The organism is Legionella sp. MW5194 (assembly GCF_016864235.1).
Taxonomy (GTDB): Bacteria; Pseudomonadota; Gammaproteobacteria; order Legionellales; family Legionellaceae; genus Legionella_C.
In genome coordinates, this window is the sequence record NZ_CP045732.1 from 2424680 (window position 1) to 2450919 (window position 26240).

The window sequence follows — 26240 nt, forward strand, 5'->3', positions numbered from 1 at the left end:
AAGAGTACCACACGGCAATGAACTAGTCATGGCCGTAAATGGTATTTACCCGATTGTCATTTGCAGGGGTAACAACGGCCTCGCCAGCTTGCCCCTGAGCCGTGTTTGCGGCTTGCGGCTGGTAGCTTCCGTACGGATTCCACGCCCTGCCGCGGGAACTTCGCATACCGCCCTGAGCGGGGTGGCCGTGGGTATTGTCCGCCTGATTCTGGCTTGGGTGACCGTGCGTGTTGCCACCTTGATTTTCAGCAGGGTGGCCATGGGTGTTACCAGCCTGATTTTGGCTGGGATGGCCATGGGTATTGCCAGCCTGATTTTGGCTGGGATAACCATGGGTGTTACCGCCTGGCTGTCCCTGACTGGAATGACCATGCACATTGGCAGGTCCACTCGGACGGTAATTGCGCGGCGTTTGTACAATAACGGGATTATTATTGCCATAGTGTCCATGATAACGGCGATAACTGCTTTGATGACCGTGGTAATGGCCAGCCCCCGACTCGTAGGGAGCCGAATAATACGGTGTTTCCACACGGGCCTGCGGCGGATAACGATAATCATTCATGTAATAATCATCTTCTATGCCGCATGAGCTCAGCACGGGCAACGCCAGTAACAACCAAAATGAACGCTTCATAAAACCCCCTGCTTTAAAAAAAGAAAGGCACGATTGAATTAATCATGCCTTTCCGATACAACATCTGAACCTCAGCTTACTTGGCGCTGACTTCAGCTTTGATTTGATCCTTGAGATAAGGAACCACGTGGATTGTTCTGTTGACTGGCGTGTAGCCGGCGTAAACAGAATAGCCGCTGAATGTCTTGATATACAGGTTCATCCAGGCATGGCAGTAACCATAATAATACAGACTCACGTAGTGAGGCGCATCAAAACGGTAAATGTTGAAGCTGTTCATATAACTGCCATCATCGAACTGCCCAAACACAGAAAGATTGTCGTAACTGTCATTGATGATCTCAATTTCACAATAACCGGGAACCATCGCGTTTTTCGCGCCGGCAACGGCTTTTACATCAGCAGGCTTGGCTTGCGGATGAACATGGCGGTTTTGAGCAAAGGCAGAAGACAACAAACCCAAACAACAAACGAACAGCAATGACTTTAACTTCATGGTAACTCCATTCATGGATTGGAGAGCAAATGGTAACAAAGGATTCTATTTAGTCAACAGGTTTTTTAAATGTTCACGAGCCGCGCCGCTCAAACAGCAATAAACGCATTATAACGGCTTCTCTCTATTGCCATTTTTTCCCGACGGGGAGAGAATTGATCGTTTCCACAGGTAACGCCATGACTACAATCACAGGCTTCATCAACATCGAGCTTCAGGGGACACCGCATGAAAAAACGCATGACCATAATGATCACTGCCCTCGTCATTGTTTTCGGAGGCATCGTTGCGTTTAATCTGTTTAAAAATTTCATGATTAAACGCTTTTTCGCTACCTATGAACCCCCTGCAGTCAGCGTGTCCTCTGTCACGGCTGTTAAACGCGAATGGCGCCCCACTCTTCCTGCTGTCGGTAATTTTGTGGCGACCAACGGGGTGGAAGTCAACTCGGAAGCCTCAGGAAATGTGGTTAAAATCCATTTTGAATCGGGACAATACGTTTCGGAAGGCAGCAAACTTATTGATATTGATGACAGCGTCGACCAGGCAACCCTTAAATTCAACAAGGCGCAGCTGGCACTGCGGCAGCTCAGTTACCAACGTCAGGTGGATTTGAATAAAAAAGGGGCCGCTCCTGTTTCCAATGTGGATGAGGCAAAGGCCAATCTCGAGCAAAGTGAAGCCGACGTTGAAAAAACCGAGGCGCAAATCCGGCAGAAACACATCACCGCCCCCTTTGCCGGTAAACTCGGTATCCGCCAGGTTAATCTCGGCCAATACATCACACCAGGACAGACCTCGATCGTCACCTTGCAATCCCTGGATCCCCTTTATCTGCAATTCTATCTGCCTGAGCAATACTATAAACGGTTGCACATCAATCAGGGCATTGAGTTTAATGTGGAAGAATTCGAAGGACTGGCTTTCCAGGCCAAGATCACGGCCATCAACGCCAAAGTCGACCCCAACACCCACAATGTGCTGGTTCAGGCGACCTTGCCCAATTGCCCTTCCGAAGCATTAAGCGATTTGAAAAAGACCACGTTGGTAAAAACGTCAAAGGATATCGATACCGGGAAAACCATTGTCACCTGCAGCACAAAGGACAATTTAAAAAACCACATTTCGCATTTTGTCTTCATCCCCGGGATGTTCGCTTCCATCGCGGTTGAGCAACCGGCGATCTCAGAGGTGATTGTTCTCCCCTCCACTGCCATTTCTTACAGTCTGTATGGTCATTCTGTTTACCTCATTGAGAAAGGCACCAAAGGGGAAAAGGATGAAAACGGCAAAGATAAACTCTATGTCAAGCGAGTGTTTGTCAATACAGGAGAACAATCCGGTAATTTCACTGTCATTAATTCCGGCGTCAAGGAAGGTGATATTGTCGTCAGTTCCGGTGAGCTTAAACTGCAGAACGGGACGCGCGTGGTGATTAATAACAGCGTCAAGCTCAATGCCGTCAGCAATCCTGACACCATGGGACAATAATACTGGTTTTGTGTGAAGCGGCCTTCGTGCGGGCTTCACACGCATTGCAATCGTCAGCAGGTATATTATGAAATTTACTGATATTTTCATTAAGCGGCCCGTTTTGGCCACTGTCGTCAGTCTGTTAATTTTCCTCTTTGGTCTTAATTCCATAATGACCATGCAAATCCGGCAGTATCCTAAAATGGACAATACGGTGATTACCATCACCACGGCCTACCCCGGCGCGGATGCCAACCTGATTGCAGGATTTATCACCACCCCGCTTGAAGCCGCGGTGGCCAGTGCGGAAGGGATTGACTACATGACGTCGTCCAGTACGCAAAGTGTCAGTACCATTACCCTGACCATCAAACTCAATTTTGATCCGCAGGTCGCTTTTACCGATGTGATGAGCAAGGTTCAGCAAACATTAAACCAGTTGCCCCCGGAATCACAACAACCCGTGATTGTCAAAAGCTCAGACACTTCCACACCGTTGATGTACATCAGCCTCGACAGTACGGCCATGACACCGCAGCAGATCACCGACTACGCTGTGCGTGTCGTGCAGCCCCAGCTTGAAACCGTGGACGGCGTGGCCAAGGCCGAACTGTTGGGCGGGGCAACTTATTCCATGCGCATATTTCTAGATCCCATCAAAATGGCGGCATTGAAAATCACCCCGGCCGATGTGTCTGCCGTGCTGGCCCGTAACAACTTCTTAACAGCAGCAGGCAGCACCAAGAGTGAATACGTAGCCATCAACATGACAGCGAAAACGGATTTGAATAATGCCGAGGAATTCAGCCGCCTGATTGTTCGCAGCAACAACAATTCCATTATCCGCCTGCGCGACATTGGCAAGGTCATTTTAGGCTCCCAGGATTACAACACCACAGTCACCTTTAACGGAAAAAAGGCCGTTTTTCTGGCGATCACACCCACGCCAACCGCCAACCCGCTGACCGTGATCACCGACGTCAGAAAACTGTTTCCTTCAGTCCAGCGCGAATTCCCACCTTCCCTGACCGGCACCATTGTGTATGATGCCACCGACTTTATCCGCGCCTCCATTAATGAGGTCATTACCACCATCATTGAAGCGGCATTGATCGTTATTGTTGTCATTTTCCTTTTCCTGGGCTCTGTGCGGTCAGTCATTATTCCCGTGGTAACCATACCCTTGTCGTTGATCGGGGTCTGTACCCTGATGATGGCGCTGGGCTATTCTATCAATCTGCTGACCCTGCTTGCTTTTGTGCTTGCCATTGGCCTGGTGGTGGATGATGCCATCGTCGTGGTGGAGAATGTGCACCGGCATCTTGAGGAAGGCAAAACACCGTTTCAGGCAGCGCTTATCGGCGCGCGCGAAATTGCCCTGCCAGTTATCGCCATGACCATTACACTGGCGGCAGTGTATGCCCCCATTGGTTTCATGGGTGGACTCACCGGCGCCCTGTTTAAGGAATTCGCCTTTACTTTGGCGTCTGCCGTTATTATTTCGGGGATTATCGCGTTGACCTTAAGCCCCATGATGTGCTCCAAAATCCTGAGTGCAGACACCAACAGCAGCCGCTTTGTCCGATTTCTCGATGACAAATTCGCCAAGCTTAAGGATCGGTACAAACGAAGTCTCCACAGTTTGCTGAATACCCGCAGCATCATGCTTGTCTTTTCTGCCGTAGTTCTGTTGATGCTTCCTTACCTCTACAGCACGACACCCACCGAAACAGCGCCGGAAGAGGATCAGGGCTTTTTCTTTGTCATTGCAACAGCGCCTCAGTATGCCACCATCAACTACATTGAAGCATTTACCAATGAATTTAACAAAATTTATCGAAGTTTCCCGGAAACCGAATACTATTTTGCCATCAACGCCAGCACGCCAATGTCGGGGATGGTATTAAAGCCCTGGGATGAGCGCGAGGGAAGCCAATTTAAAATGAAAGAACCCTTGCAGAAAAAACTCGACATGGTCACAGGCCTTTCTGCTTTTGCAGTGATACCGCCGCCGCTACCGGGCGGAGGCTCAGGAACACCCATTCAATTCGTGGTCAAAACCACCAATGACTTCCAGACCCTGTTTGATGTTTCTAACCAGCTTATCGAAAAGGCCAGGCAAAGCGGGCTGTTTATTTTCCTCGACAACAGCCTTAAATTTAACCAACCGGAAGTGGAATTCCAAATTAACCGCTCCAAGGCATCCGACTTGGGCCTCGATATGCAAGCCATAGGCAGCAGCCTCACCAGCGCCTTGTCAGGCAATTATGTCAATTACTTTAACCTGCAGGGCCGAAGCTATGAAGTCATTCCGCAACTTGACCGGCGTTACCGCCTCACCCCGGAACAGCTCGGTGAAATTTATGTGCGAACCGCCAGTAACGACATGGTTCCTCTTTCCACTGTGGTGACTGCCAAAGAGGTGACGCAGCCGAATGCGGTCTCTCACTTCCAACAGCTCAATTCCGCCACCATTCAGGGAGTAATGATGCCTGGCGTAACCTTGGGACAAGGGATTGCTTACCTTCAGCAGCAGGCCGATGAATTGTTGCCGCGTGGCTTTACTTATGACTATGGCGGCCAGTCGCGTCAGTTTATTCAGGAAGGGAATGCGCTGATTTTTGCCTTCTTCCTGGCGGTTATCGTGATTTTCCTGGTGCTTGCCGCACAATATGAAAGTTTCAGGGATCCGCTCATCGTGTTAATCAGTGTGCCCATGTCGATTTGCGGTGCCTTGATTCCTTTAAATCTGGGAGCCGCTTCCATCAATATTTACACGCAGGTGGGGTTAATTACTTTAATTGGCTTAATCAGTAAACACGGCATTCTTATTGTGGACTTTGCCAATCAGTTGCAACGCGAAAAAGGGCTAGACCGACGAGCCGCGGTGGAGGAAGCCGCCTCCATTCGCCTTCGCCCCATTCTGATGACGACGGCTGCCATGGTGTTTGGGGTCTTTCCTCTCCTTATCGCTACCGGTGCCGGGGCTGTCAGCCGCTTTGATATCGGTTTGGTGATTTCAGCCGGTCTGCTCGTGGGGACCTGCTTTACCTTGTTCGTGGTACCAACAATGTACACCTACATTGCCGCGGACCATCGGCATGACCGGGACAATCAATTGGCTGAAGCAGACGAAGAAGAACAGGCATCCAGACCGCATTAGAAAAGGATCTCTTCAAGGCGGCCCATGCCGCCTTGAAATCAAAGCAGACTGGCTAAAGCCTTATCCAGGGCATCCACTAGCATATCCGCTTGTGCACAGCCAAACACCAACGGCGGTTTTATTTTTAATACATTGTGGTGAGGGCCGTCACGGCTTAATAACACGCCAAGATCTTTCATTCGGTTGACAAGTATTCCCGTGAATTCCCCGTCAGGTTCAACACCGCCGTTTTTTGTCAGTTCCACACCTAAAAACAGACCCAGGCCGCGCACATCGGCAATGCAATTATACCGCTTTTTAAGACCCAGCAATTGTTGTTTTAAGTACTGACCGGTTGACCAGGCCTTCACCTGCAGGGCTTCCTCCTCAAGCACATCAAGCACCGAAAGGCCAATGGCGCAAGAGACTGGATTACCGCCGAAGGTACTGAAATACTCCATGCCATTATTGAACGAGGCGGCAATCGCCCGCGTGGTGACCACCGCGCCCAGGGGATGACCATTGCCCAGGGGTTTTCCCATGGTCACAATATCCGGTACCACCCCCTGTGTTTCAAATCCCCAGACATGGGAACCAACCCGCCCCAACCCCACCTGAATCTCATCGGCGATGCACACGCCGCCTGTGGAGCGTATGGCTGTGTAAATCGAGTCGAGATAGCCGGGCGGCAACTCAATCTGTCCGCCGCAACTGAGCAGAGATTCGGCAATGAATACCGTGGGTTCTGCCGGCAGAGAAAACAGAGGATTCATGGGACCGCGCAAGGGATCGGGCATGGGGAGAACAGTGACCCAATCCGGTTTTCCCCCTCCTCCTCTCTGCTTGAATTTATAGGGACTGATGTTGATTAACGTGGTGGTATTGCCGTGATAAGCCTGATCAATCACCCAGGTTTTTTGGCTTCGGGTATGGGTATAGGCCAGCCGTAATGCCAGTTCATTGGCTTCACTCCCGGATGAGACAAAAAAGCAAACGTCAAGCGGCAAGGGCAAGGTGGCCAGCAGGCGTTGCGCGTAATCCAGCAGATACCGATGCAAGTAGCGGGTATTGGTATTCAATAACGCCATTTGCTGCTGGCCCGCCCGCACCACGCGGGGATGGCAATGGCCCACATGGCATACGTTATTAACACAATCGAGGTAGGGCCGCCCCGTCTCATCATAAAGGTAAGCCCCTTCACCGCGAACAATTTCCAGGGGTGGGCGATAAGACAGACCGACATTGTCGGCGATGACTTTTTTGCGAAGCAATAACAACGCTTCTTTATCGGATAAGTGCTTGTCGATAAAACCGCACGCCTGTCTGAAACACAGCAAAGCCCATTGAGGATCGATGCTCCGCCACTGTTTTAACAGGTGCCAGGCGGGTTGTTCTGAAACAGTCAGGTAAGTGTTGTCCGGGTGTTCCTTTTTGCGCAAAGCCGAATTCACCACACTGACACAAAGCCTCATGGCCACGAGAGAATAAAGAACGTCCATTTCCCGCTCTTCCAAAGGAAAGACGCGGTGATAGCTACGAATCATTTCCATGGCCGCCGCCAACGCATCGGCTCGATGCATCAGCGTGTAAGCCAGGGCAATCGCCAATTCGCAGACAGTGGCCGTTTGCAGTAAATCACCAAAATCAATAAAACCGATCTGACGAGGTTGAACAACGATGTTGTAATCGTTCAAATCGCCATGAATGATACTCTGACGTAAATCAGGTAACAGCGGCGCCGTATGCCGCTTAAACTCGGCCAGACAATCCAGGACAAGGCGCCGGTCATCCGGATGGTCAATGGCCTGCACGTCGCTTTCAATCCATTCAGCCTGCCTTAAATCCCATTTCAATCGCCGGACGGCGGCCGCATGCCTGAACCCCGCAAGTGCCTGGGTCAAATGCCCGGCCGCACGCCCCAACTGATGCAAAAGCGCCGTCGAACAGGGTGTATTTGCCAACAGCTGGCCTTGAACAAACGTAAACAGCCGAAGGTGGCAAAGTTCGCCCTGGGACGAAAACACACGGCCTGTCTCTTCACCTTCTGCCAAAGGCACGAGTTGCGGAAACCCAAAGGGCCGTGGACAACGCTGCAAGCACGCCAACGCGCTGTTCTGCAATGCGATGACCGCTTCCTGGTCCTTTGCTCTCGATATTTTTAAAAGGTACTCGTCCCCTGCATCGGTCTTGATATGAAAATTACAATCACTCTCACCGGGCAACGGGGTGGCGACGGCATGCAGGCGGTAGTACTCGAGGAGCAGCAGTTGAGCATCAGAGGGAGTAAACATGCTTTTCCTTTTTATCCTTAAAAGGCGTTTACGATACCACTGCCTTCTCAGCATGGGTAGCCTTAAGTCTTCATTTCCCGATGGACTATGTTAAAATCCATGATTTTATCAGTAACAGGCAAAAGCAATGGATAAGACGTATTCCCCCCAGGCGATCGAGCAGGCTTGCTATGAGAAATGGGAAAGCCACCATTATTTCAAACCCCAGGGAGACGGGAAGAGTTATTGCATCATGTTGCCTCCGCCCAATGTTACCGGCAGTTTGCACATGGGCCATGGCTTTCAACACACGTTGATGGATACCCTGACCCGCTATCAACGCATGCGGGGAGCAAAAACCCTGTGGCAACCGGGGACGGATCACGCTGGCATTTCCACCCAGTTGGTGGTAGAGCGGCAATTGGAAAGCCAGGGGCTTTCCCGCAAAGACATGACCCGGGAGCAATTCCTTGAAAAAGTCTGGCAATGGAAAGAAGAATCCGGCAGCCAGATTACCCGGCAAATGCGCCGCATCGGCTCCTCCGTGGATTGGACACGCGAACGTTTTACTATGGACGAAGGCTTGTCTGCCGCTGTGCAAAAAGTATTTATTCAATTGCATGACGAAGGATTGATTTATCGCGGCACCCGCTTGGTCAACTGGGATCCCAAACTGGGCACTGCCGTGTCGGATCTTGAAGTGCTTTCTGAAGAGGAAGATGGCTTTTTGTGGCATATCCGCTACCCTGTAGTCAACTCCAACGAATCCTTAGTCGTTGCCACAACCCGCCCGGAAACCCTGTTGGGAGATGCCGCCGTGGCTGTTCATCCTGACGATGAACGCTACCGTCACCTAATCGGTCAATCCGTGCATTTACCCCTGTGCGGTCGAGACATTCCTGTTATCGCCGACGACTACGTGGAAAAGGACTTTGGCAGCGGCTGTGTAAAAATCACCCCTGCTCATGATTTTAACGATCATGAAGTCGGCAAACGCCATGATCTGCCCTTAATTAACATTTTCACCCGCAAAGCGACCATTAATAAAAATGCACCGATCGCTTATCAGGGCATGGACCGTTTTGTCGCCCGCGAACAAATCATCAAGGACTTGCAGGAAGCGGGTTTATTAGTAAAAACAGAACCGCATAAACTCAAGGTTCCGCGCGGTGAGAAATCAGGCGTCATTATTGAACCCCTGCTAACCGATCAATGGTATGTCAAAACCAAACCCCTGGCTGAGCCCGCCATCGAAGTGGTGAAACGCGGTGAAATCCGTTTTGTGCCTGAGGCTTGGAATAAAACCTACTTCCAGTGGATGGAGAACATCGAAGACTGGTGCATCAGCCGCCAGCTTTGGTGGGGGCACCGTATTCCAGCCTGGTACGACAGCCATGGCCATGTGTATGTGGGTTACAGTGAGAATGATGTTCGTTTTAAATACAAAATCGATGAATCCATGCCCTTGAAACAGGATGAAGACGTCCTGGATACCTGGTTTTCATCCGCCCTTTGGCCTTTTTCAACCCTAGGCTGGCCGGAGCGCACGACCGAGTTTGAACAATTTTACCCCACCTCGGTCTTAGTCACCGGATTTGACATCATTTTCTTCTGGGTAGCCCGCATGATCATGATGGGCTTAAAGTTCACCGGCAAAGTTCCCTTTAAGGATGTCATCATCACCGGTTTAATTCGCGACAGCGAAGGCAAGAAAATGTCCAAATCCAAGGGTAATGTTCTCGATCCAATCGATATCATCGACGGCATCGATTTGGAAAGCCTGGTTGCCAAGCGCACGTCCAACATGATGCTCCCGTCCCTGCGCGATAAAATCGCCAGGGCGACCCGTAAGGAATTCCCGGAGGGCATAAGCGCCTACGGCACTGATGCGCTGCGCTTCACCTTCTGTTCACTGGCTTCTACGGGACGTAATGTGCGTTTTGATATGGGTCGCGTGGAAGGGTATCGTAATTTCTGCAATAAACTATGGAATGCCGCGCGCTACGTGCTGCTTAATACGGATGAAGATCAGATTGATCTCGGTGACGGCGCGTTTCAATACAGCCCGGCCGACTTATGGATTTTGTCCCGCCTGCAACGCACCATTGCAGAGACGAATCACTATTATGAAACCTTCCGTTTCGATTTGCTGGCCAATACCCTGTATGAATTTGTCTGGCACGAATACTGCGATTGGTATCTGGAATTATCCAAGCCCGTGCTCTATGCAGAACAGGCTTTGGCAGCCATGAAACGCGGCACCCGCCGTACCTTGATTCATGTTCTGGATCAGATCCTTCGATTGCTGCATCCCATCATGCCTTTTATTACTGAAGAAATATGGCAGCGCACCAGCAAATTAATCAGTCAAAACGGTGAAAATGGCGAAAGCCTGATGCTGAGCGCATACCCGCAGGTGGTAGAAAGCTACATCAACGACGAACTGGAAGCAGAACTGGACTGGCTTAAAGAAGTCATCCAATCGATTCGGACCATTCGCAGCGAAATGGCGATTTCACCGGCTAAATTAATTTCACTGCATTTAAAAAATGCGGATGAACAGGTCAAGGGCCGAATTGAAAAATACACCTCCATTCTTCTTTCTTTAGGTAAACTGACGAACATTCATTTTTTAAGTGACAAGGAACCGGTTCCTGCGTCTGCCTCCGCAGTCGTCGGTAACCTGGAATTGCTAATCCCCATGGCCGGGTTGATTGATAAAAACGCGGAATTGTCGCGCCTGCAAAAAGAAATCACCAAGCTGGACAAGGACATTCATCTTGCTGAGAGCAAGCTTAATAATCCCAATTTTGCAGACAAGGCACCAGCTGACATCATTGCCAAGGAAAAGGAAAAGCTCAGTCAGGCAAAAATGGCGAAAGACAAGCTGCTCGCTCATCAAAAGACAATAGAAACCTTATAGTGGATTCTTTCAGGTTCACGCCTTGAGACATACCTCTGCAAGGCGTGAACCCTAAAACCGTACAAAGGTAATTCGCCCACCGCCTTCAAGATAGGCACGTTTGATTTGATTAAGATCATCGGAATGGAGCTGGCTTCGCAATTCACTTAAGAGATCTTCTCTGGTGATGTGCATGCGCTGCAATTCTTTTTCACACAATTCGCCCTGCTCAATTAATAAGCGCGGTCTTCCCTTAAAGAAGCGTTCCAGGTTAGTGGAGTAACAAGTCACCACGGCAATGAGACGATGTAACAAAATGAGGGTGAATAACGCGGTCAATGTTGATATTAACGCCGGGGAACCATTAATGCCCCGGCTGATAATCCCTCCCAGGATAATGATTAGCAGATAATCAAACGTGGTGCGCAGGCTATATCGCCTGTTACCATAACGGATAATGAGAATGCCCGATAGGAATAAAATAATGGTTCGGCCTATCACATAAATAAACGCAGGATTGGTATTGAGGTTATCCATCAGCTGTGCAACTGTCATCCTTAATTCCTTTTAACGAAAAATCATCTTATTTTATAGTGAGTATTGAGCGTAATAAAAGCGAAAAGTTAGCTCATTTCACCGTGTCTTAACCCGTTTTTGACAAAAGTATTTGTACTTTTTTTGGACAAAATTAATCCCATAGGCTATACTTAAACTGAGGAATACGCGAGACTTCGTGTCTTGGCGAGACTCAACAAAAGCCACTCCGTGTGGCTTTTGTCTTATTAACAAAGGCTATTTATTCAAGCGCTTACCTGAAAGGTTGCTGTTATTTCACTAAAAATCTTAAAAGAAATAACAGAAAAAAACAGGAGATAATCATGGATAATTTTTTGGTGCTGATTGCCAATGCCTCGAAAGCCAATTTTTATGCACTGAAATTGCAGAATTCCGACACGACTTTTACATTAAGGGATGTGTTTGTGCATCCGGAAAGTCAGGAAAAACGAAGCGAATTAATTGCCGATCGCTCCGGGCAATATCAAAGCGAGCATGGGGTAGGAGGCGCGTATGAATTCAGAAGCGATCCCAAAAAGATAGAGAAAAATAAATTTGCTCAGGAATTGGGCCATTACATTAATGAAACGGTTCACAATGGCATAAAATTAATCATTATCGTCCCATCCACGTTCTGGGGCATGCTCGATAAAGTGTTAAATAAAACCGCCTTAAACGCCCTCTTTCGTCTGATACAAAAGGATTATACCCAATTCAGCGAACAGGAGCTTAAAGAACTTGTCCTTCATTCGGTCAAAACACCAGCCTTATAACAACAGGAGAAACACATGGATCAGTGTATTGTTTGCGGTAACCATTATCACAATTGCTTTGAGATTCGCCATAAAGGCACCAGTTACCTGTTTGACTCCTTTGAATGTGCCATTCAAAAACTAGCCCCGGTGTGTTCGCATTGTTCCTGCCGCATCATCGGCCATGGCATAGAAGCGGAAGGTGACTATTATTGTTGTGGCCATTGTGCGCATGAGAGCGGCGTGACCGAGGCCCAGGATCACGTGGCGGAACACGAAGACTCGCATTAATGGTCATTGAATTCTGCAAACGCATTGCGGGCTGAATGGCGTGGGGTTCAGCAGTAATTCTTCGCCCGTAAGCATTCAGCCAGCAATTGCCCGTCACAGGGCCTAAGGTCAGAAGAAGGATCCTTTCTCCGCGTTATGCATGGGTAGCCTCGTGTACCACAAGCGGCAATGAGTGCAAGGCGCAGCACAAACAATCAAACGCATCCGTTACGGACTATACAATCGCCATTTTTAAATTATAGGCTTTACCTTCAGCGTGAAGTCAACAAAGAGGACTTGCAGGCATTTTATTCATTCATGGTGAATTTAACGGGCAAATTGTTTAAAATACCGTCTTTTAAATCGAGTCCCTTATGCAAGACAAGCAAGAAGAAGAAACAGAAGGTCTATCACCCCTCGTTTATGCACCGGCTGCCTTTTTAACCTTTTCATTGGCCGCATACAGTTCCATGCGAAAAGGGAATTATCGTTTTGCGCTTGAGTTTTACAAACGCGGTGGCGGTGGCTTGAATTTTTATCAGGGCAGGAAACGCCTGGCGGGAGTGGATTACCATCCGTTCTGGGATAAAAAATCAGGCGAACTGGTGACCCGTTTGCATTATCATCGCGGCGAAGGGGACGAGATTAAAAAACACCGTCCCTTCGATGGCTGGTAAAGGGATTACCTGTCTCCACTGGCGATGTACCTCTGATTTAATTTAATCACCAGCGAACTGATGAGGATAAGGATTACGCCAATAAGGATTAAAGTGATTGGCCAACCCAGCGTGTCGGGGAAATGCTTGCCGGTAAAATAACCGATGTACAATAAAGTCACCAGGGTGGCAATGACCAACAGCGTGCGGTTTTTAGCGGCTATGGCCAGAAAAATCATGGCACAGGTTAGCCCCAAATAGAAAATTTCGTAGGGCTGATTTCTAACAATATCGAACGTCACCGTAAAAAAGGCCAGTGAAGCAATAAAAAACAGCAAGGACGCAATGGCCTGATACGGCGAGTGATTAATAACCCAGGTAACACAAAGCAGTGAAACACTGAGCACCACCCAGGCTGTTCGGTAAGGGACGTCCAGCAAGTCAAAAGCAGCTACGAAAAAACTCAGGGCGAATAACACGATAGTGAATAACAGCACGGTTTTTCTCGTGGCTAAAAAAACCAACCCCTGTTGCAGCATGAAAATCAGGCTGATAATCAACACCCCTTTGGATGGGTTATCCACCCTGGCGTATTCGCTTAAAAAAACGGCCATCCCGATGGGTTGAAGTAAAGCGGCAATTAAAAACAGGGGGGTAGACGCTCGTTCATAATGGGCGTAACGCGTGCAGGTAATGCCCATGATAAACAGGCAAAAACCAACCCCTAAGGTCAGCATGATGCGGCTTGGGACAGAGATGTCCGTCCATTTCATGGCGATAAAAATGCAAATCCCGGCAAAGATTAAAATCCCGCCTAAATAACCGAGCATGTTTTTAAGCAGTTGGCTGGATGCTTCTTCCCTTTGTTGAGTGGGCGGCGCGTTAAAGGCCGCGGCTATCTCATCTGGCGTTAAGTGATGGCGTTTGGCCATCGTTACAATTTCAACCAAGGCCTCGTCACGGTTCATGGTATGACCCACCCAATAAACTGCACATAGCCGGGGTAATAATACCCGCGGTTATCATTGCCCATGAGTTTAATGCACTGGCTGCCTTTACGAAGACAGGCCTGGTTATTGTAACTGCCTCCCCATAGTAGCTGCCCAAATAACCCGCCTGAATTGGAATAGCCGCGATAAGACAATTGATAACCGTCGGGTGATTCCAGAGTCGTATCCAGTTTCATTCCCCTTGTTGCTTCAACGGGTTGTTCCACCATGCCCTGCATGGTTCCTGAGTCACTGGGGAAAGCGAATGGCAGTTCGCGTACTTTCTGAGTTTTTGCCTCATACAGGTACAGTTTTTTCCAGCCATAGGCATTGACGTTAGGGTTTTTGGTGTATTGTGCTGTGAGAACCCCCTGCTTAACCACCAGGTTCACATTGACGGGTGCGGCAACACTGGAGGAATAATCCTGAATGGCGAAAACCATGTCGTAACGGGGCGGATTGCTGATAACCGTTGGAATCAGGGTTGACAGCATAAAGACCAGCATCAGCAAGACTGGCAACACCAGACCAATGATTAACAAAAGATTGTGTTTAACCCATTCGCCGCGGTTGGCCATGTCATTATCCTGGCTGTCCTTACCAAATTACTATCAGTATATGATCAAATCCCTTATTCTGCTTTTGCATCATGGTTTTTGCTGACAACCCGATGCTGTATCCACCAGGCCAACAGCAAGCTTGACACCATCCCAAGCAGCACGCCATAGCTTTGCCAACCGTCACTGACAACACTTAGAGCATCGGGCGTATGGAGTATGGAGAATGGAACGGCTAAAAGCACATCGACTAAAGCAGAACCGGCCACCAACCCGCAGGCAATCAGAACGCCCGTTTGTTTACGCTGACTTCGCTCTTCGCCGACAAAGGCCTTTCTGGTTAATTGCCAGCGTACAAAAAGTGCGATCATTCCGCCCAAAAACAGGGGAAACGACGAAGCAATGGGTAAATACATACCAATCGCCACGCCCAGAATGGAAATGCGGATAAACCGTTCCAGACGTAACACCCGGTTAATGACGATGAGGAACAGGATAATGGCGGCACCGACAAACATCATCGTCCATGGCAGCGTGTTACGAAACACCGCCTCGGTAATCGCGGCCATCAGTGCAGCAGTAGGTGCTGGCAAGGATTGACTGGGATCCATGCCTTCATGAGGCATCACCCCGGCAATGCCGTACACGTCAAAAAGGATTTGCATCACCGGCGGGATGACCAATGACGAAATGACCACCCCCAATAATAACATCACCTGTTGCCGCCAGGGCGTCGCACCAACCAGTTGGCCGACTTTTAAATCCTGCGTATTGTCATTGGCGATGGCTGCAATCCCTGTCACCACCGAACCAATAATGATGGTAATGGCTTCCGCCGCCCGAATTTGCCCATTAGTGAGCGGCAAAGGCAGTGTATGGTTGACGATGGTTAACAGCAACCAGGCTGCAAAAAGCATCCCCGCAATCACCACTGAACTCCCGGGACTCGCCGTCACACCGACCATGCCGGAAAAATACCCGGTAATCACTGAAAACAAAAAACCGATGACCAGGACATAAATCACCGCTGCAAAAACCAGTGTCGGAGCAAAATCACTGTCAAGACCCGCTTCTCCCAAAGGAAAAATAAACTGGAAAAACAAAAACAGCACAGCGGCCATAATGAGGATGCCGATTAAAATATAAGGCATGGGGATATCACGATCCGTTCGCGGCAATTGGGATTCCGCGTGACTTTTGGCCATGAAGGCACGGAAAGAAATGCGCATGCTTTTCGCCAAGGGCTTAATTAACTTAAGAAAAGTCCAGGTGCCTGCAAACAGCATGGCGCCAATACCCATGTAACGCATCTCGCTGTTCCACAACATAACAGCGGCCTTCTGCGCCGGGTAATGTGCCACGAATTGCGGATAAAACTGGCTGGCAATGGGTAAAGCCACCAGCCAGGAAATAATGGCGCCGAGGAAAATACAAATGGCCATTTCATGGCCTACCAGGTAGCCGGCACCAATCATTGTCGCTGAAAACCCGGCACCGAACCCAAACAGCGACCGCTTGGCGACGAACCAGAAACTCCAACTGCTGGCAATGATTTTGAACCCGATTTGCAAGAGCTCCAGCAAGCCGCCAATGGCCCCGCCTATAAAGATGTCTTTGATGCCTGAGCGCTCGGCGGATGATTTCAAGACTTCCGCAATGGCACGGCCTTCAGGAAATCGCAAGACGGGCTCATTGACCAATACCCGTCGAAGAGGAATTGAAAACAGCACACCGAGTATGCCGCCGCAGACAGCGATAAAAAAATTAGTCAGGTAATCAAACCCTTGCCAGTACTGGATAATAATCAACGCCGGAATCGTATAAACAATGCCGCCAGCCACCGCCTCGCCGGCCGAAGCGGCCGTTTGCACGGCATTGTTTTCCAGGATAGTGGCATTTTTAAACAGGCGCAAAATGCCCATGGAAATAATGGCCGCAGGAATGGATGCCGAAGTTAAAATACCCAATTTTAATGCAAGATAGGCATTTGACATCGCCAGAAGCACCGTTAGGACGATGGCCAGAATGACGCTGCGTAACGTCAATTCAGCAATTTTTTCATCAGCACGGATATACGGTCCATTTGTTGTCATTAATTACCCCACACCGCTTTAATTACATCCGAACGCAGGGCATCTTGAATAACCGCCCGAGGAATGGTAACTGTTTGTGGTCCATACACATAGGCGGCTACCTGATAGGGATCAAACACGATAGAAATACCCTTTGAACTGAAATACCAGTTTTTATAATTCTCTGCTGTCGCTTTGGTGCCCTCCCTTAGCCACTGCTCGTCGTCATTGATGGCCTTCTTTTTAATCGCTTCATAAGAAAAATCAGCCATCTTTTGCAAGGCATTGGTATTGTCTTTAAACAATTCAGCCACTGTCACAGGCTTGCCGTTAATGAAATTCAAGGTTTGAGCGGTATTGTTGGGGTGAGCCGCGCCACGACGATAGGCTGAAACATTGAACAGGACGCTAACAGCCTGTTGGTTGTCAAACATTACTTTATAGGTAATGGTTAATCCATCTTTGCCGGGAACATCCGCGGGCAGATTTTGTGCATCCGGATCGGCTTTGTCAAAGGATTGCCTGATGGATTGAATTAAATGTTCAATGGTCTGATTAATCTGTGGATTGGCGAACCCCTGAGGATACTGGATATCAATGACCTGTTTGGCATTTTCATTTTTTATAGTCACTGCTTTCAATGTTACTCCATGCAGGTGTTGGGAAGCAGCGCCTGCCGTGCCTGCGGCTAACAACGCAATAAGAATAAATTTTTTCATGCTTAAAGCTCCTGTGTCGTTGTTGAATCGGTCAGCCACGTTCCCGCAATCATGGTTCGTTGCGGTACAGGAAAACCAAAATGATAACATAAAACGGCGCTGTCATTGACGGACCATTGCACCAGATCTGCCTGCAAGCCGATTTGAATACTGCCAAGCTCATCGGCCAGGCCGAGAGCTCGGGCCGCCTGATACGTCACCCCGGCCAGCGCCTCCTGCACCGTCAGGGAAAAAAACCGGCAGGCCATGCTTAACATGAGCAGCAGCGACGTCGTCGGCGACGAGCCCGGGTTGCAATCAGTGGCCACGGCCAGGCCTACACCAGCCTGCCGCAGAAGGTCCACTGGCGGGGCCTTTTTTTCGCCGAGAAAATAGTAGGCTCCCGGCAGCAAAACCGCCACCGTACCCTGACGCGCCAGAGCCACCGCACCGTCCTTATCCAGGTATTCGAGATGATCACAGGACAACGCGCCCATGTTGGCCGCCAGTTGGCTGGCGCCAAGCCGGGACAATTGTTCGGCATGGCATTTAATGGGCAATGCCAATTGCTGAGCTTTTAAGTAAATCTGCTCGGTCTGTTGCAGCGTAAAGCCAATGGTTTCACAAAACACGTCGACGGCATCCACCAGACCCGACTCCACCGCCGCAGGCAATACGCGATTGATGAGGTAATCCACGTACCCCTGAGCATTCCCTTTGTATTCGACAGGAACGGCATGAGCGCCTAAAAACGTTGTCTTTACCCTCACGCCGGTCAATTGCCCAAGGCGGCGTGCCACCCGCAACATTTTCAGTTCATTGTCCAAATCAAGTCCATAACCGGACTTGATTTCCACCGTGGTTACTCCTTGCTGCTGCATGGCCAAAAGACGCGGCAGGGATTGCTCAAGCAATTCCATTTCAGAGACCGCGCGGGTTTGCCTAACCGTTGACACAATGCCGCCGCCGGCTGCCGCAATGTCGGCATAGGTTGCGCCCTGCAGGCGTTTTTTAAATTCATCCGCTCGATTTCCGGCGTAAACCAGATGAGTATGGCAATCGATTAAACCCGGCGTGATCAGTTGCCCCTGACAATCCTCAACCTGCCTTGCCTTAAGGTAGTGGGCAGGCAAGGTGTCTGCGGCACCGCACCAGCGTATGCGCCCATCGGCAATGGCAATGGCCTGAGCCGCCTGCTCTTCGCCGGCGGTGTTAATCGTTGTAGCATTCATTAACAGGGTATCGCAGGTCATTGGTTATTCCCACTCAGGCACATGATGCGGTGCAAACAGCCAGGACGGATGATGGGATTTATCGTAGATATCCCACTCCTGTGAAGCATACGTGCGGGGATTGACTTCAAGCAACAGCCAGGCGAGAAACGCAGCGGCTGTTTCCACAGAAACCAGCCGATTCTGCTGGTGCAGGTTTTTAAAGAATGCGACTTTGTCGCTTTCCATGAATTGCGATTCGCGAATGAGTCGCTGCATGTCCGTGTCAATGATGCCGGGCATGACACTTGCAAACGCCGTTTTTTCACATTCAAGCTGCCAGCAGCGCGTTAACATGGAAAGCCCGGCTTTGGAAACACAATACGCTGCCCAGCCGCTCACCGGAAAGTAAGCCACGCCTGAGCCAATGTGTAAAACCCGTCCGCCCTGAAGTTTATGCAGCAAGGCCTGACTTAGAAAAAGCGGCGCGTTGAGGTTAGTCGCCATGGTTTGCTCCCACGCGGCTTCATCAATGACCGACATCGGCATGATGGGATCAATAATACCGGCATTATGAACAAGGCCCTCAATCAGCGGCACCTGATTTAAAGCAGCGACAATACGGCCACGGCCCTCACGGGTTGACACATCAGCCGTACAACCGATAATCAGAGAGGAAAACTGCGCCGTTTCGGATAGCTGCTGCTCTCGCCGGCCTATCGCCAAAACCGATTTGCCACGACTGGCCAATTCCCAGGCCAGGGCACGACCAATGCCGCTGCTGGCCCCTGTTATGACAAACATGGTCCTCTCCAGAGGTAAGTAAATTGCAGATGATACCAGACCTGGTGTGGCTAAGCACGAATTCCCTCGTCTTTTAAAGCGGCAATTTAAAAAAAAAAACAGACCCGTTATGATGGGGGAAACACGGCGTTTAAGGAGAACGGATGTTAGCCGGCATTTCCCATTATCTACCCCCCAATCCATCCCTCTGGCGGGGACGTGAGGACAGTTTACCCAACGAACGCTTTTTTCAGCACGTGACCTGCATTGACATTCAGTCGCAACCGCTTTCCGACCAGGGGTCCGGTACGGTAATTACCGGTTTTGCCAGTGACGAAGGCATTCGCAGGAACCTTGGACGCACGGGAGCAGCCACCGGTCCTCAAGCACTTCGTCAGGAACTGGCTAAACTGGCCTGTCACTTTTCCGCCTCACTCATCGACATCGGCGACATTGTCCCCAATGACGCACTGGAACAGGGCCAGGAAGAATTGGCGACTGTGCTTGATCATTGCCATCAACGGGGTTTTAAAACCTTGGTTTTCGGGGGCGGCCATGAAATAGCCTGGGGACATTACCTTGGCTTGAGCCAGCGCTACCCCCGGCTGGGCATCATTAATTTCGACGCCCATTTTGATTTGCGCTTTCCCCACCAGGGCAGCACGTCCGGCACGCCCTTTCAGCAAATAGCAGAATTTTGTCAGCAAAAACAACGTTCATTTGATTATTGCTGTCTCGGCATTCAATCCTCCTCGAATACGGAAAGCTTGTTTAGCCTGGCCAATAAGTATAAAGTTTCCTATCTGACGGCGGCACAGATGAATCAAAACAGTTTCGCCTGGCAAACGGCTTTTCTGGATGACTTTATGCTGAATCATGAAGCGATTTATTTGACCGTTTGTCTTGATGTGTTTGCCGAAAGTTTTGCTCCCGGGGTCAGTGCGCCTCAGGCCCTGGGTTTAACCCCATGGCAAGTTTTACCCCTGTTGAAATACATTACGCAAACTGGCAAAGTGGTAAGTATCGACATAGCCGAATTATCGCCCCCGCTTGATCAGGGACAAAAAACGGCCCGATTGGCCGCAGCACTTGCGGCTCAGCTTCTCGAATTTAATTAATGCAAGGAGTGTTACGAATGAAAAAATCCATGCTGTGTGCAGGATTACTGACTATTTTAGGCGCCTCGGATTACGTGAATGCGGCCGATCCCGCTGCCGTCACCACGACGACGCCGGTCCAGGGCTCCAGTACACCCACTGAAGGGACAACTCAACCCAATACTAACATCACGCAACCCACAAGCTCCGGCGTCCCGCAACCGACTACTCCGGGCGCTACCCAGCCCACCACCTCGGGAACCCAACAGCCCCTGCCGACTCAGGCCACGCAACCAACCACATCAGGCACGCCACAACCCACAACCCCAGGTGCTACGCAACCGACCACCTCGGGTTATCCCCAATCCACGACTCAGCCAGCGGCCCAGCCCAACAATCAAAACACAACAACGCAGCCTGTGACAGTGACTCAACCGTCGGCCGCTGTAGCGCCAACCAATCTGGACTGCAATTATAAAATTCCAGCGACGACAACCACCATTGAAGAAGCGCTGGTATCCAAATGGGCTGAAAACGCGGCGGAACAGGCGTTTGATTTTGATTTCAATACCATTGACACGCAATTGTCAGCACTCAAAAACTGTTTCACTGACCAGGGATGGCAAAGTTTCAATGATGCCCTGCAAAAATCCGGCAACCTCAATGCCATCAAAACAGAAAAACTGACCGTCAGCAGCATGGTGGATGGAACCCCCACAGTGACTGCGATTAAAGACAATCAATGGAAGGTGACACTGCCTTTACAGGTCGTTTATCAAAATGAGAAAGAGAAGCTTAATCAACCGCTGACCTTGAGTCTCATCGTAGGCCGTAAAATCACCGGCGACCTTGGCATTATGCAGATGATTGCCATGCCGCGCCAGCCGATGACCAATGCACCAACCAACACGGCCACGGATGCCGCCACCCCGGCGCCTCAGCCTGCTCAAACCACTAATCCAAGCCCTAATCAATAAAGGTAATCTCGAGGCGCATTCCGGATGAATGCGCTTCCCTTTTTATGAGATCATTATGCGCTATCCAATCATTACTGTTTGTTGTTTAGCCAGTTTCAGTGCTCATGCCAACGTGTTGCAATATTTTGCCGGCATCAGCTACAGCAATCCTGCGGAATTGTTCAAAGTCAAAAAAAATGAGGTGATTATAGGCGGCAGCGGCTTTTATATCGATGCCCGCTTTTCAGGAAGCGTGTTAAATTTTAATACTTTTCAATATGGCAGTGGCAGCAGTGACTCCAAACGGGTCAGTCTTCTCCCCTATGGCCGTATTGCCAAGCGTGTCGACAGTAAAATGGTTTTTGCGGTGGATATCACCGAACCCTTCCATTCCAATCTGGTTTGGGGCGCCCGCGACTTTACCCGCTATGCCTCCACTGAAACACTGATGACCGATGTTGATGTCAGTCCCCGTTTTTCTTACAGCATTACCCCCAAACTGTATGCAGGCGGGGGCTTGAACTTCAATTTCCTGAAAAACAATGAAACCAACTGGGCACTGCCCATTAGCCCCACCCAATCCAGCACCCTGATTAACCGTACCGCCGGTTTTGGGGTCGGTTATAACACTGGCCTGTATTACATGATTAACCAGACCAATTTCTTTGGTCTTGCCTATTACGCATCGATTAAACAAAAAACCAAAGGCGAGAGTTTGCTGAATGGCATGGTTAATCCCAACCTGCAATTTAATTTCCGCATGCCGGCGACGACCATTATTAATTACGTGCACATTTTCAATCCCAAATGGCTGGTGAGTTTGCAGGCTTTTCGTACGGAATGGAATGCGAATCAGTTTGCGAAAATACGCAATACCGCCGCCCCGCCGCCGATAGGCCCTGATTTCACCTTTGTCATGAAATACGATCCCTCCTGGGCTTTTGCCGGTGCACTGCGTCGTCAGATGTCTGAAAAACTGGGTTTAACGTTCATTGCCATTCAGGATAACGGGCCCGAACAGGATCGCCTGCGGACCATTAATTTTCCCTCAGATACCATTTATTTTGGCGGATTAGCCGCCGATTACCGAATTGGTAAAAATGCAACGGTGGAATTGTTGTATGCCCGGGTCTTTTCCAAAACCCTGTTCAATAATACGGTCAACGTGAATAACCAACCCATCCCCTTTACGACCGGACGGGTCCGTATCCACGCTGACGTGCTGGATTTAAGACTGAAAATTCAGGCTTAATTTACTTTTTTCTCATCTTCATCGGCATACGGTAGAATAGTAACCTGTGTGCCGATGGTCATAAATTGCTCATTCAACCATTTGGCTGCACTGGGAAATACACGAACGCAACCATGGCTGGAGTTGCCATAGGGGACTTCATAAGCCGCATGCACAGTGTAACCCTGATAGAAGTACATGCAATAAGGCATTTTTGCCCCACCTTTGGTATCCACCGGGTATTCACCGGAACGGCATTCAAGACCGCGCTTATTGTAAACCCGGAAAGTTCCTGTCACCGTACGGCAAGGCTCACCCACATCTTCACAGAAATCCTGACCACCCGAAGCGGCTCCTGTCATCACCCGGTTGCCCTCTTCATCATAAGCAGCCCAGGCATACGCTTTTGGGTCAAAAATAAATTGTTTTTTGCCGGTAGCCGGCGCTTTTAAAGGAAAATAATCACGGCCGCGCTTATCCCTTAAATAATGAATGGTGCGATGCACATAGCCATTATCATCGGTGATCAAAGTGGACTCATCCATTTCCACGCACCCGGTGAGTGCCACAGAGGCAACAGACAAGCCTGCCCAAAACAACTTATTCATGGTAAACGACTCCCGCTTGGAATCGGGCCTGCTTTTCAGGCCCGGTTAGACTAATTTTTATTATTTCACTGTCAGGCACTTAAACGACGGTACTTGATACGGGTGGGTCTGGCAGCCTCATCACCCAGGCGACGCTTTCTATCCGCTTCGTAGTCACTGTAATTGCCTTCAAAAAAGACAACCTGGGAATCCCCTTCGAATGCCATCAGGTGAGTGCAGATCCTGTCCAGGAACCAGCGATCGTGAGACACGACAATCGCACATCCCGGGAAATTTAAAATGGCTTCTTCCAGCGAACGCAGGGTTTCCACATCCAAATCGTTACTGGGCTCGTCAAGCAGGAGCACATTGCCGCCGCTCTTGAGCAATTTAGCCAAATGCACCCGATTTCGTTCCCCTCCGGAAAGCTGGAACATTTTTTTCTGCTGATCGGCGCCTTTGAAATTAAAGCGCCCCACGTAGGCTCGTGACGGCATCTGGAAACTGCCAATCTGCATGATGTCGTGACCATTGGAGATCTCTTCCCAGACTGTCTTGTTGTCATCCAGGTGATCACGCATCTGATCGACGTAAGCAAGATTCACCGTTTCACCTACGATGATTTCACCGCTGTCGGGGCTTTCTCTGCCGGTGAGCATTTTTAAAAAGGTGGATTTACCGGCGCCATTGGGACCGATGATACCTAAAATACCGCCTTTGGGCAGTTTGAAATTCAAATCGTCAATCAACAACCGATCGCCAAAGGCTTTACGAACGTGGCTCGCTTCGATAACCAGTTCGCCCAAGCGTTCCCCCGGGGGAATATACAACTCGTTGGTTTCGTTACGCTTCTGAAATTCCTTGGAATTCATTTCCTCAAATCGGGCCAGTCGCGCTTTGTTTTTGGCATGGCGGCCTTTGGGTGAGGTACGAACCCATTTCAGTTCGGCTTTGATGGCGCGCTCATGAGCTGCCTGCTGTTTTTCTTCCATGGCCAGACGGGCTTCTTTCTGCTCAAGCCAGGCGGTGTAATTGCCTTTGTAAGGAATACCTTCCCCTCTATCCAGCTCAAGAATCCATTCCGCCGCATTATCGAGGAAATAGCGATCGTGGGTGATGGCCACGACAGTGCCAGGAAATTCTTCAAGGTAACGCTCAAGCCAGGCCACGCTTTCTGCGTCAAGGTGGTTGGTCGGCTCATCGAGAAGCAGCATGTCGGGATTGGATAACAACAATCGGCAAAGGGCCACGCGGCGCCGCTCCCCTCCGGACAGTTTATCGATGACTGCACTCCAGTCCGGCAGACGTAACGCGTCGGCAGCCACATCAAGACGTCGGTCTAAATCCCAGCCACCGTGCGTTTCAATGTAATTCTGCAAGTCGCCCTGCTTAGCCAGCAGATCATTCATTTCGTCATCGCTCATGGGTTCGGCAAAACGCATGCTGATTTCATCAAACTGACGCAATTTTTCCTTGATCTCGCCCACACCCTCTTCCACGATTTCACGCACGGTTTTGGTTAAATCAAGTTCTGGTTCCTGGGCCAGGTAACCAATTTTAGTGCCGGGTTTTGGCCGTGCTTCACCATTAAACTGGGTATCGACCCCGGCCATGATGCGCAACAAGGTGGATTTACCAGAGCCGTTTAATCCAAGGACACCAATCTTGGCACCTGGGAAAAAACTCAAGGAAATGTCCTTGAGAATAACCCGCTGGTTATCAACGACTTTGGTGACCCGATTCATTGTATAAATATAATCCGACATTCATTCCCCGCTTATTATCAAACGCTGGCCCGCACGTTAAACCAAAAACCCTAATTACTCAAGCCATACACCGGTGAATGGCTTAATTCCAGTCCAGGATGACTTTGCCCGATTGGCCTGACGCCATAATCTGGAATGCATCCTGGTATTGGTCCACATGGAAGTGATGGGTAATCACCGGTGCAATGTTCAAACCGCTTTGCAGCATGGCAATCATTTTGTACCAGGTTTCAAACATTTCACGACCATAAATACCCTTCATCACCAGACCTTTAAAAATCACCTGATTCCAGTCAATGGGTGTTTCCTGCGGCGGTATACCCAGGATCGCCACATGCCCGCCATGGTTCATGGCGCGAACCATGTCATTTAAAGCCATGGGATTGCCTGACATTTCAAGGCCGACATCAAACCCTTCGGTCATGCCAAGCTCCTCCATTACATCCTTGATGTTCTGGTATTTCACATTGACAGCTCGCGTGGCCCCCATTTTGCGAGCCAATTCCAGACGATGATCATTCACGTCGGTAATCACCACGTGACGCGCCCCAATGTGGCGAGCGATGGCGACCGCCATAATACCAATAGGACCCGCGCCGGTGATCAATACATCTTCGCCAACCATGTCAAACGCCAGAGCGCAATGGGTGGCATTGCCGAACGGGTCGAGGATGGCCGCCTGATCGCCCGTGATATTATCCGGCAGAACCAGCACGTTGCTGGCAGGCAGGGAAAGGTATTCGGCAAAACACCCGGGGCGATTGACACCGACGCCCAGGGTATTGCGGCAAAGGTGACGCTTGCCCGCACGGCAATTACGGCACATGCCGCAGGTAATGTGGCCTTCACCGGAGACACGCTGTCCCACCTTCAAGCCTTTGACTTCTGAACCAACTTCAGCGATTACCCCATAAAATTCATGGCCTACCGTCATGGGGACAGGGATAGTGGCCTGTGCCCATTCATCCCAGGAATAAATATGAATATCGGTACCGCAAATGGCTGTTTTTTCAATTTTGATTAACACGTCATTGACGCCATACTCCGGCACAGGTACATCTTCCATCCAGATACCGGGTTCTCTTTTTGCCTTCACTAATGATTTCATCGACTTCACCTAATGCGTTAACAACACAAACT

22 protein-coding genes are annotated in these 26240 nt (G+C 49.8%); 9 read left to right on the plus strand and 13 right to left on the minus strand.

Annotated features, from left to right (window positions below):
* Window positions 1–22: 22 nt before the first annotated feature.
* Window positions 23–637, minus strand: a complete 615-nt coding sequence (locus tag GH742_RS11145; protein ID WP_203455028.1) for a hypothetical protein — start codon at window positions 635–637, stop codon at window positions 23–25.
* A gap of 76 nt (window positions 638–713) precedes the next feature.
* Entirely contained in the window at window positions 714–1133 is a 420-nt protein-coding gene (locus tag GH742_RS11150) for a hypothetical protein (protein ID WP_108290749.1), read from the minus strand.
* A 228-nt stretch (window positions 1134–1361) separates the two neighbouring features.
* Here GH742_RS11150 and GH742_RS11155 point away from each other — a divergent pair, with 228 nt between their 5' ends.
* Both GH742_RS11155 and GH742_RS11160 read left to right on the plus strand, forming a co-directional pair.
* A complete protein-coding gene (locus GH742_RS11155) occupies window positions 1362–2624 on the plus strand; it encodes an efflux RND transporter periplasmic adaptor subunit (RefSeq protein ID WP_203455029.1) in 1263 nt (420 codons plus the stop codon).
* A 67-nt stretch (window positions 2625–2691) separates the two neighbouring features.
* Complete coding sequence (locus tag GH742_RS11160; RefSeq protein ID WP_203455030.1) at window positions 2692–5769, plus strand: efflux RND transporter permease subunit; 3078 nt, start codon at window positions 2692–2694, stop codon at window positions 5767–5769.
* Between the two features lie 38 nt (window positions 5770–5807).
* Here GH742_RS11160 and GH742_RS11165 read toward each other — a convergent pair whose 3' ends face one another.
* Window positions 5808–8039: an aminotransferase class III-fold pyridoxal phosphate-dependent enzyme gene (locus tag GH742_RS11165; RefSeq protein ID WP_203455031.1), complete on the minus strand. Its 2232-nt coding sequence runs from the start codon at window positions 8037–8039 to the stop codon at window positions 5808–5810.
* 127 nt (window positions 8040–8166) lie between these two features.
* Here GH742_RS11165 and GH742_RS11170 point away from each other — a divergent pair, with 127 nt between their 5' ends.
* Entirely contained in the window at window positions 8167–10941 is a 2775-nt protein-coding gene (locus GH742_RS11170; RefSeq protein ID WP_203455032.1) for a valine--tRNA ligase, read from the plus strand.
* Between the two features lie 51 nt (window positions 10942–10992).
* On the opposite strand, the gene GH742_RS11175 is transcribed toward GH742_RS11170, so the two are convergent.
* Complete coding sequence (locus GH742_RS11175; RefSeq protein ID WP_203455033.1) at window positions 10993–11475, minus strand: DUF421 domain-containing protein; 483 nt, start codon at window positions 11473–11475, stop codon at window positions 10993–10995.
* Window positions 11476–11798: 323 nt separating this feature from the next.
* Between GH742_RS11175 and GH742_RS11180 the strand changes: the two genes are divergently transcribed.
* From GH742_RS11180 to GH742_RS11190, 3 genes are all read left to right on the plus strand, one after another.
* Window positions 11799–12248, plus strand: coding sequence for a host attachment protein (locus GH742_RS11180; RefSeq protein WP_203455034.1), 450 nt, complete (start codon window positions 11799–11801; stop codon window positions 12246–12248).
* A 15-nt stretch (window positions 12249–12263) separates the two neighbouring features.
* Window positions 12264–12518, plus strand: a complete 255-nt coding sequence (locus GH742_RS11185) for a hypothetical protein (RefSeq protein ID WP_203455035.1) — start codon at window positions 12264–12266, stop codon at window positions 12516–12518.
* A 353-nt stretch (window positions 12519–12871) separates the two neighbouring features.
* Complete coding sequence (locus GH742_RS11190; protein ID WP_203455036.1) at window positions 12872–13174, plus strand: hypothetical protein; 303 nt, start codon at window positions 12872–12874, stop codon at window positions 13172–13174.
* A 5-nt stretch (window positions 13175–13179) separates the two neighbouring features.
* On the opposite strand, the gene GH742_RS11195 is transcribed toward GH742_RS11190, so the two are convergent.
* Genes GH742_RS11195 through GH742_RS11220 form a run of 6 tightly spaced genes read right to left on the minus strand, consistent with a single transcriptional unit; the run spans window position 13180 to window position 19484 of the window.
* Window positions 13180–14133 (minus strand): hypothetical protein, encoded by a 954-nt coding sequence (locus GH742_RS11195; protein ID WP_239005207.1) that lies wholly within the window; start codon window positions 14131–14133, stop codon window positions 13180–13182.
* Window positions 14118–14720, minus strand: coding sequence for a hypothetical protein (locus GH742_RS11200; protein ID WP_203455037.1), 603 nt, complete (start codon window positions 14718–14720; stop codon window positions 14118–14120). The genes GH742_RS11195 and GH742_RS11200 overlap by 16 nt, the downstream gene beginning before the upstream one ends.
* Window positions 14721–14773: 53 nt before the next feature.
* Window positions 14774–16792, minus strand: a complete 2019-nt coding sequence (locus GH742_RS11205; RefSeq protein WP_203455038.1) for an OPT family oligopeptide transporter — start codon at window positions 16790–16792, stop codon at window positions 14774–14776.
* Window positions 16792–17490 (minus strand): DUF3298 and DUF4163 domain-containing protein, encoded by a 699-nt coding sequence (locus GH742_RS11210; protein WP_203455039.1) that lies wholly within the window; start codon window positions 17488–17490, stop codon window positions 16792–16794. The genes GH742_RS11205 and GH742_RS11210 overlap by 1 nt, the downstream gene beginning before the upstream one ends.
* A 2-nt stretch (window positions 17491–17492) precedes the next feature.
* Complete coding sequence (gene hutI, locus GH742_RS11215; RefSeq protein WP_203455040.1) at window positions 17493–18722, minus strand: imidazolonepropionase; 1230 nt, start codon at window positions 18720–18722, stop codon at window positions 17493–17495.
* A gap of 3 nt (window positions 18723–18725) precedes the next feature.
* Entirely contained in the window at window positions 18726–19484 is a 759-nt protein-coding gene (locus tag GH742_RS11220) for an SDR family NAD(P)-dependent oxidoreductase (RefSeq protein WP_203455041.1), read from the minus strand.
* A gap of 143 nt (window positions 19485–19627) precedes the next feature.
* Here GH742_RS11220 and hutG point away from each other — a divergent pair, with 143 nt between their 5' ends.
* From hutG to GH742_RS11235, 3 genes are read left to right on the plus strand one after another with little or no spacing between them, the layout of a single operon-like run.
* Complete coding sequence (gene hutG / locus GH742_RS11225; RefSeq protein WP_203455042.1) at window positions 19628–20581, plus strand: formimidoylglutamase; 954 nt, start codon at window positions 19628–19630, stop codon at window positions 20579–20581.
* 17 nt (window positions 20582–20598) lie between these two features.
* Entirely contained in the window at window positions 20599–21537 is a 939-nt protein-coding gene (locus GH742_RS11230; protein WP_239005208.1) for a DotI/IcmL/TraM family protein, read from the plus strand.
* A gap of 55 nt (window positions 21538–21592) precedes the next feature.
* On the plus strand, window positions 21593–22768 hold the full coding sequence (locus GH742_RS11235) for an OmpP1/FadL family transporter (protein ID WP_203455043.1): 1176 nt from the start codon (window positions 21593–21595) through the stop codon (window positions 22766–22768).
* Here GH742_RS11235 and GH742_RS11240 read toward each other — a convergent pair.
* The 3 genes from GH742_RS11240 to tdh all read right to left on the minus strand — a co-directional run bounded on the left by GH742_RS11240 (window position 22765) and on the right by tdh (window position 26208).
* The gene (locus GH742_RS11240; protein ID WP_108290479.1) at window positions 22765–23355 is read right to left on the minus strand and encodes a L,D-transpeptidase; all 591 of its coding nucleotides are present in this window, start codon (window positions 23353–23355) and stop codon (window positions 22765–22767) included. The genes GH742_RS11235 and GH742_RS11240 overlap by 4 nt on opposite strands.
* A 71-nt stretch (window positions 23356–23426) precedes the next feature.
* The gene (ettA, locus tag GH742_RS11245; RefSeq protein WP_203455044.1) at window positions 23427–25100 is read right to left on the minus strand and encodes an energy-dependent translational throttle protein EttA; all 1674 of its coding nucleotides are present in this window, start codon (window positions 25098–25100) and stop codon (window positions 23427–23429) included.
* 82 nt (window positions 25101–25182) lie between these two features.
* Window positions 25183–26208: an L-threonine 3-dehydrogenase gene (tdh, locus tag GH742_RS11250; protein WP_203455045.1), complete on the minus strand. Its 1026-nt coding sequence runs from the start codon at window positions 26206–26208 to the stop codon at window positions 25183–25185.
* Window positions 26209–26240: the final 32 nt, after the last annotated feature.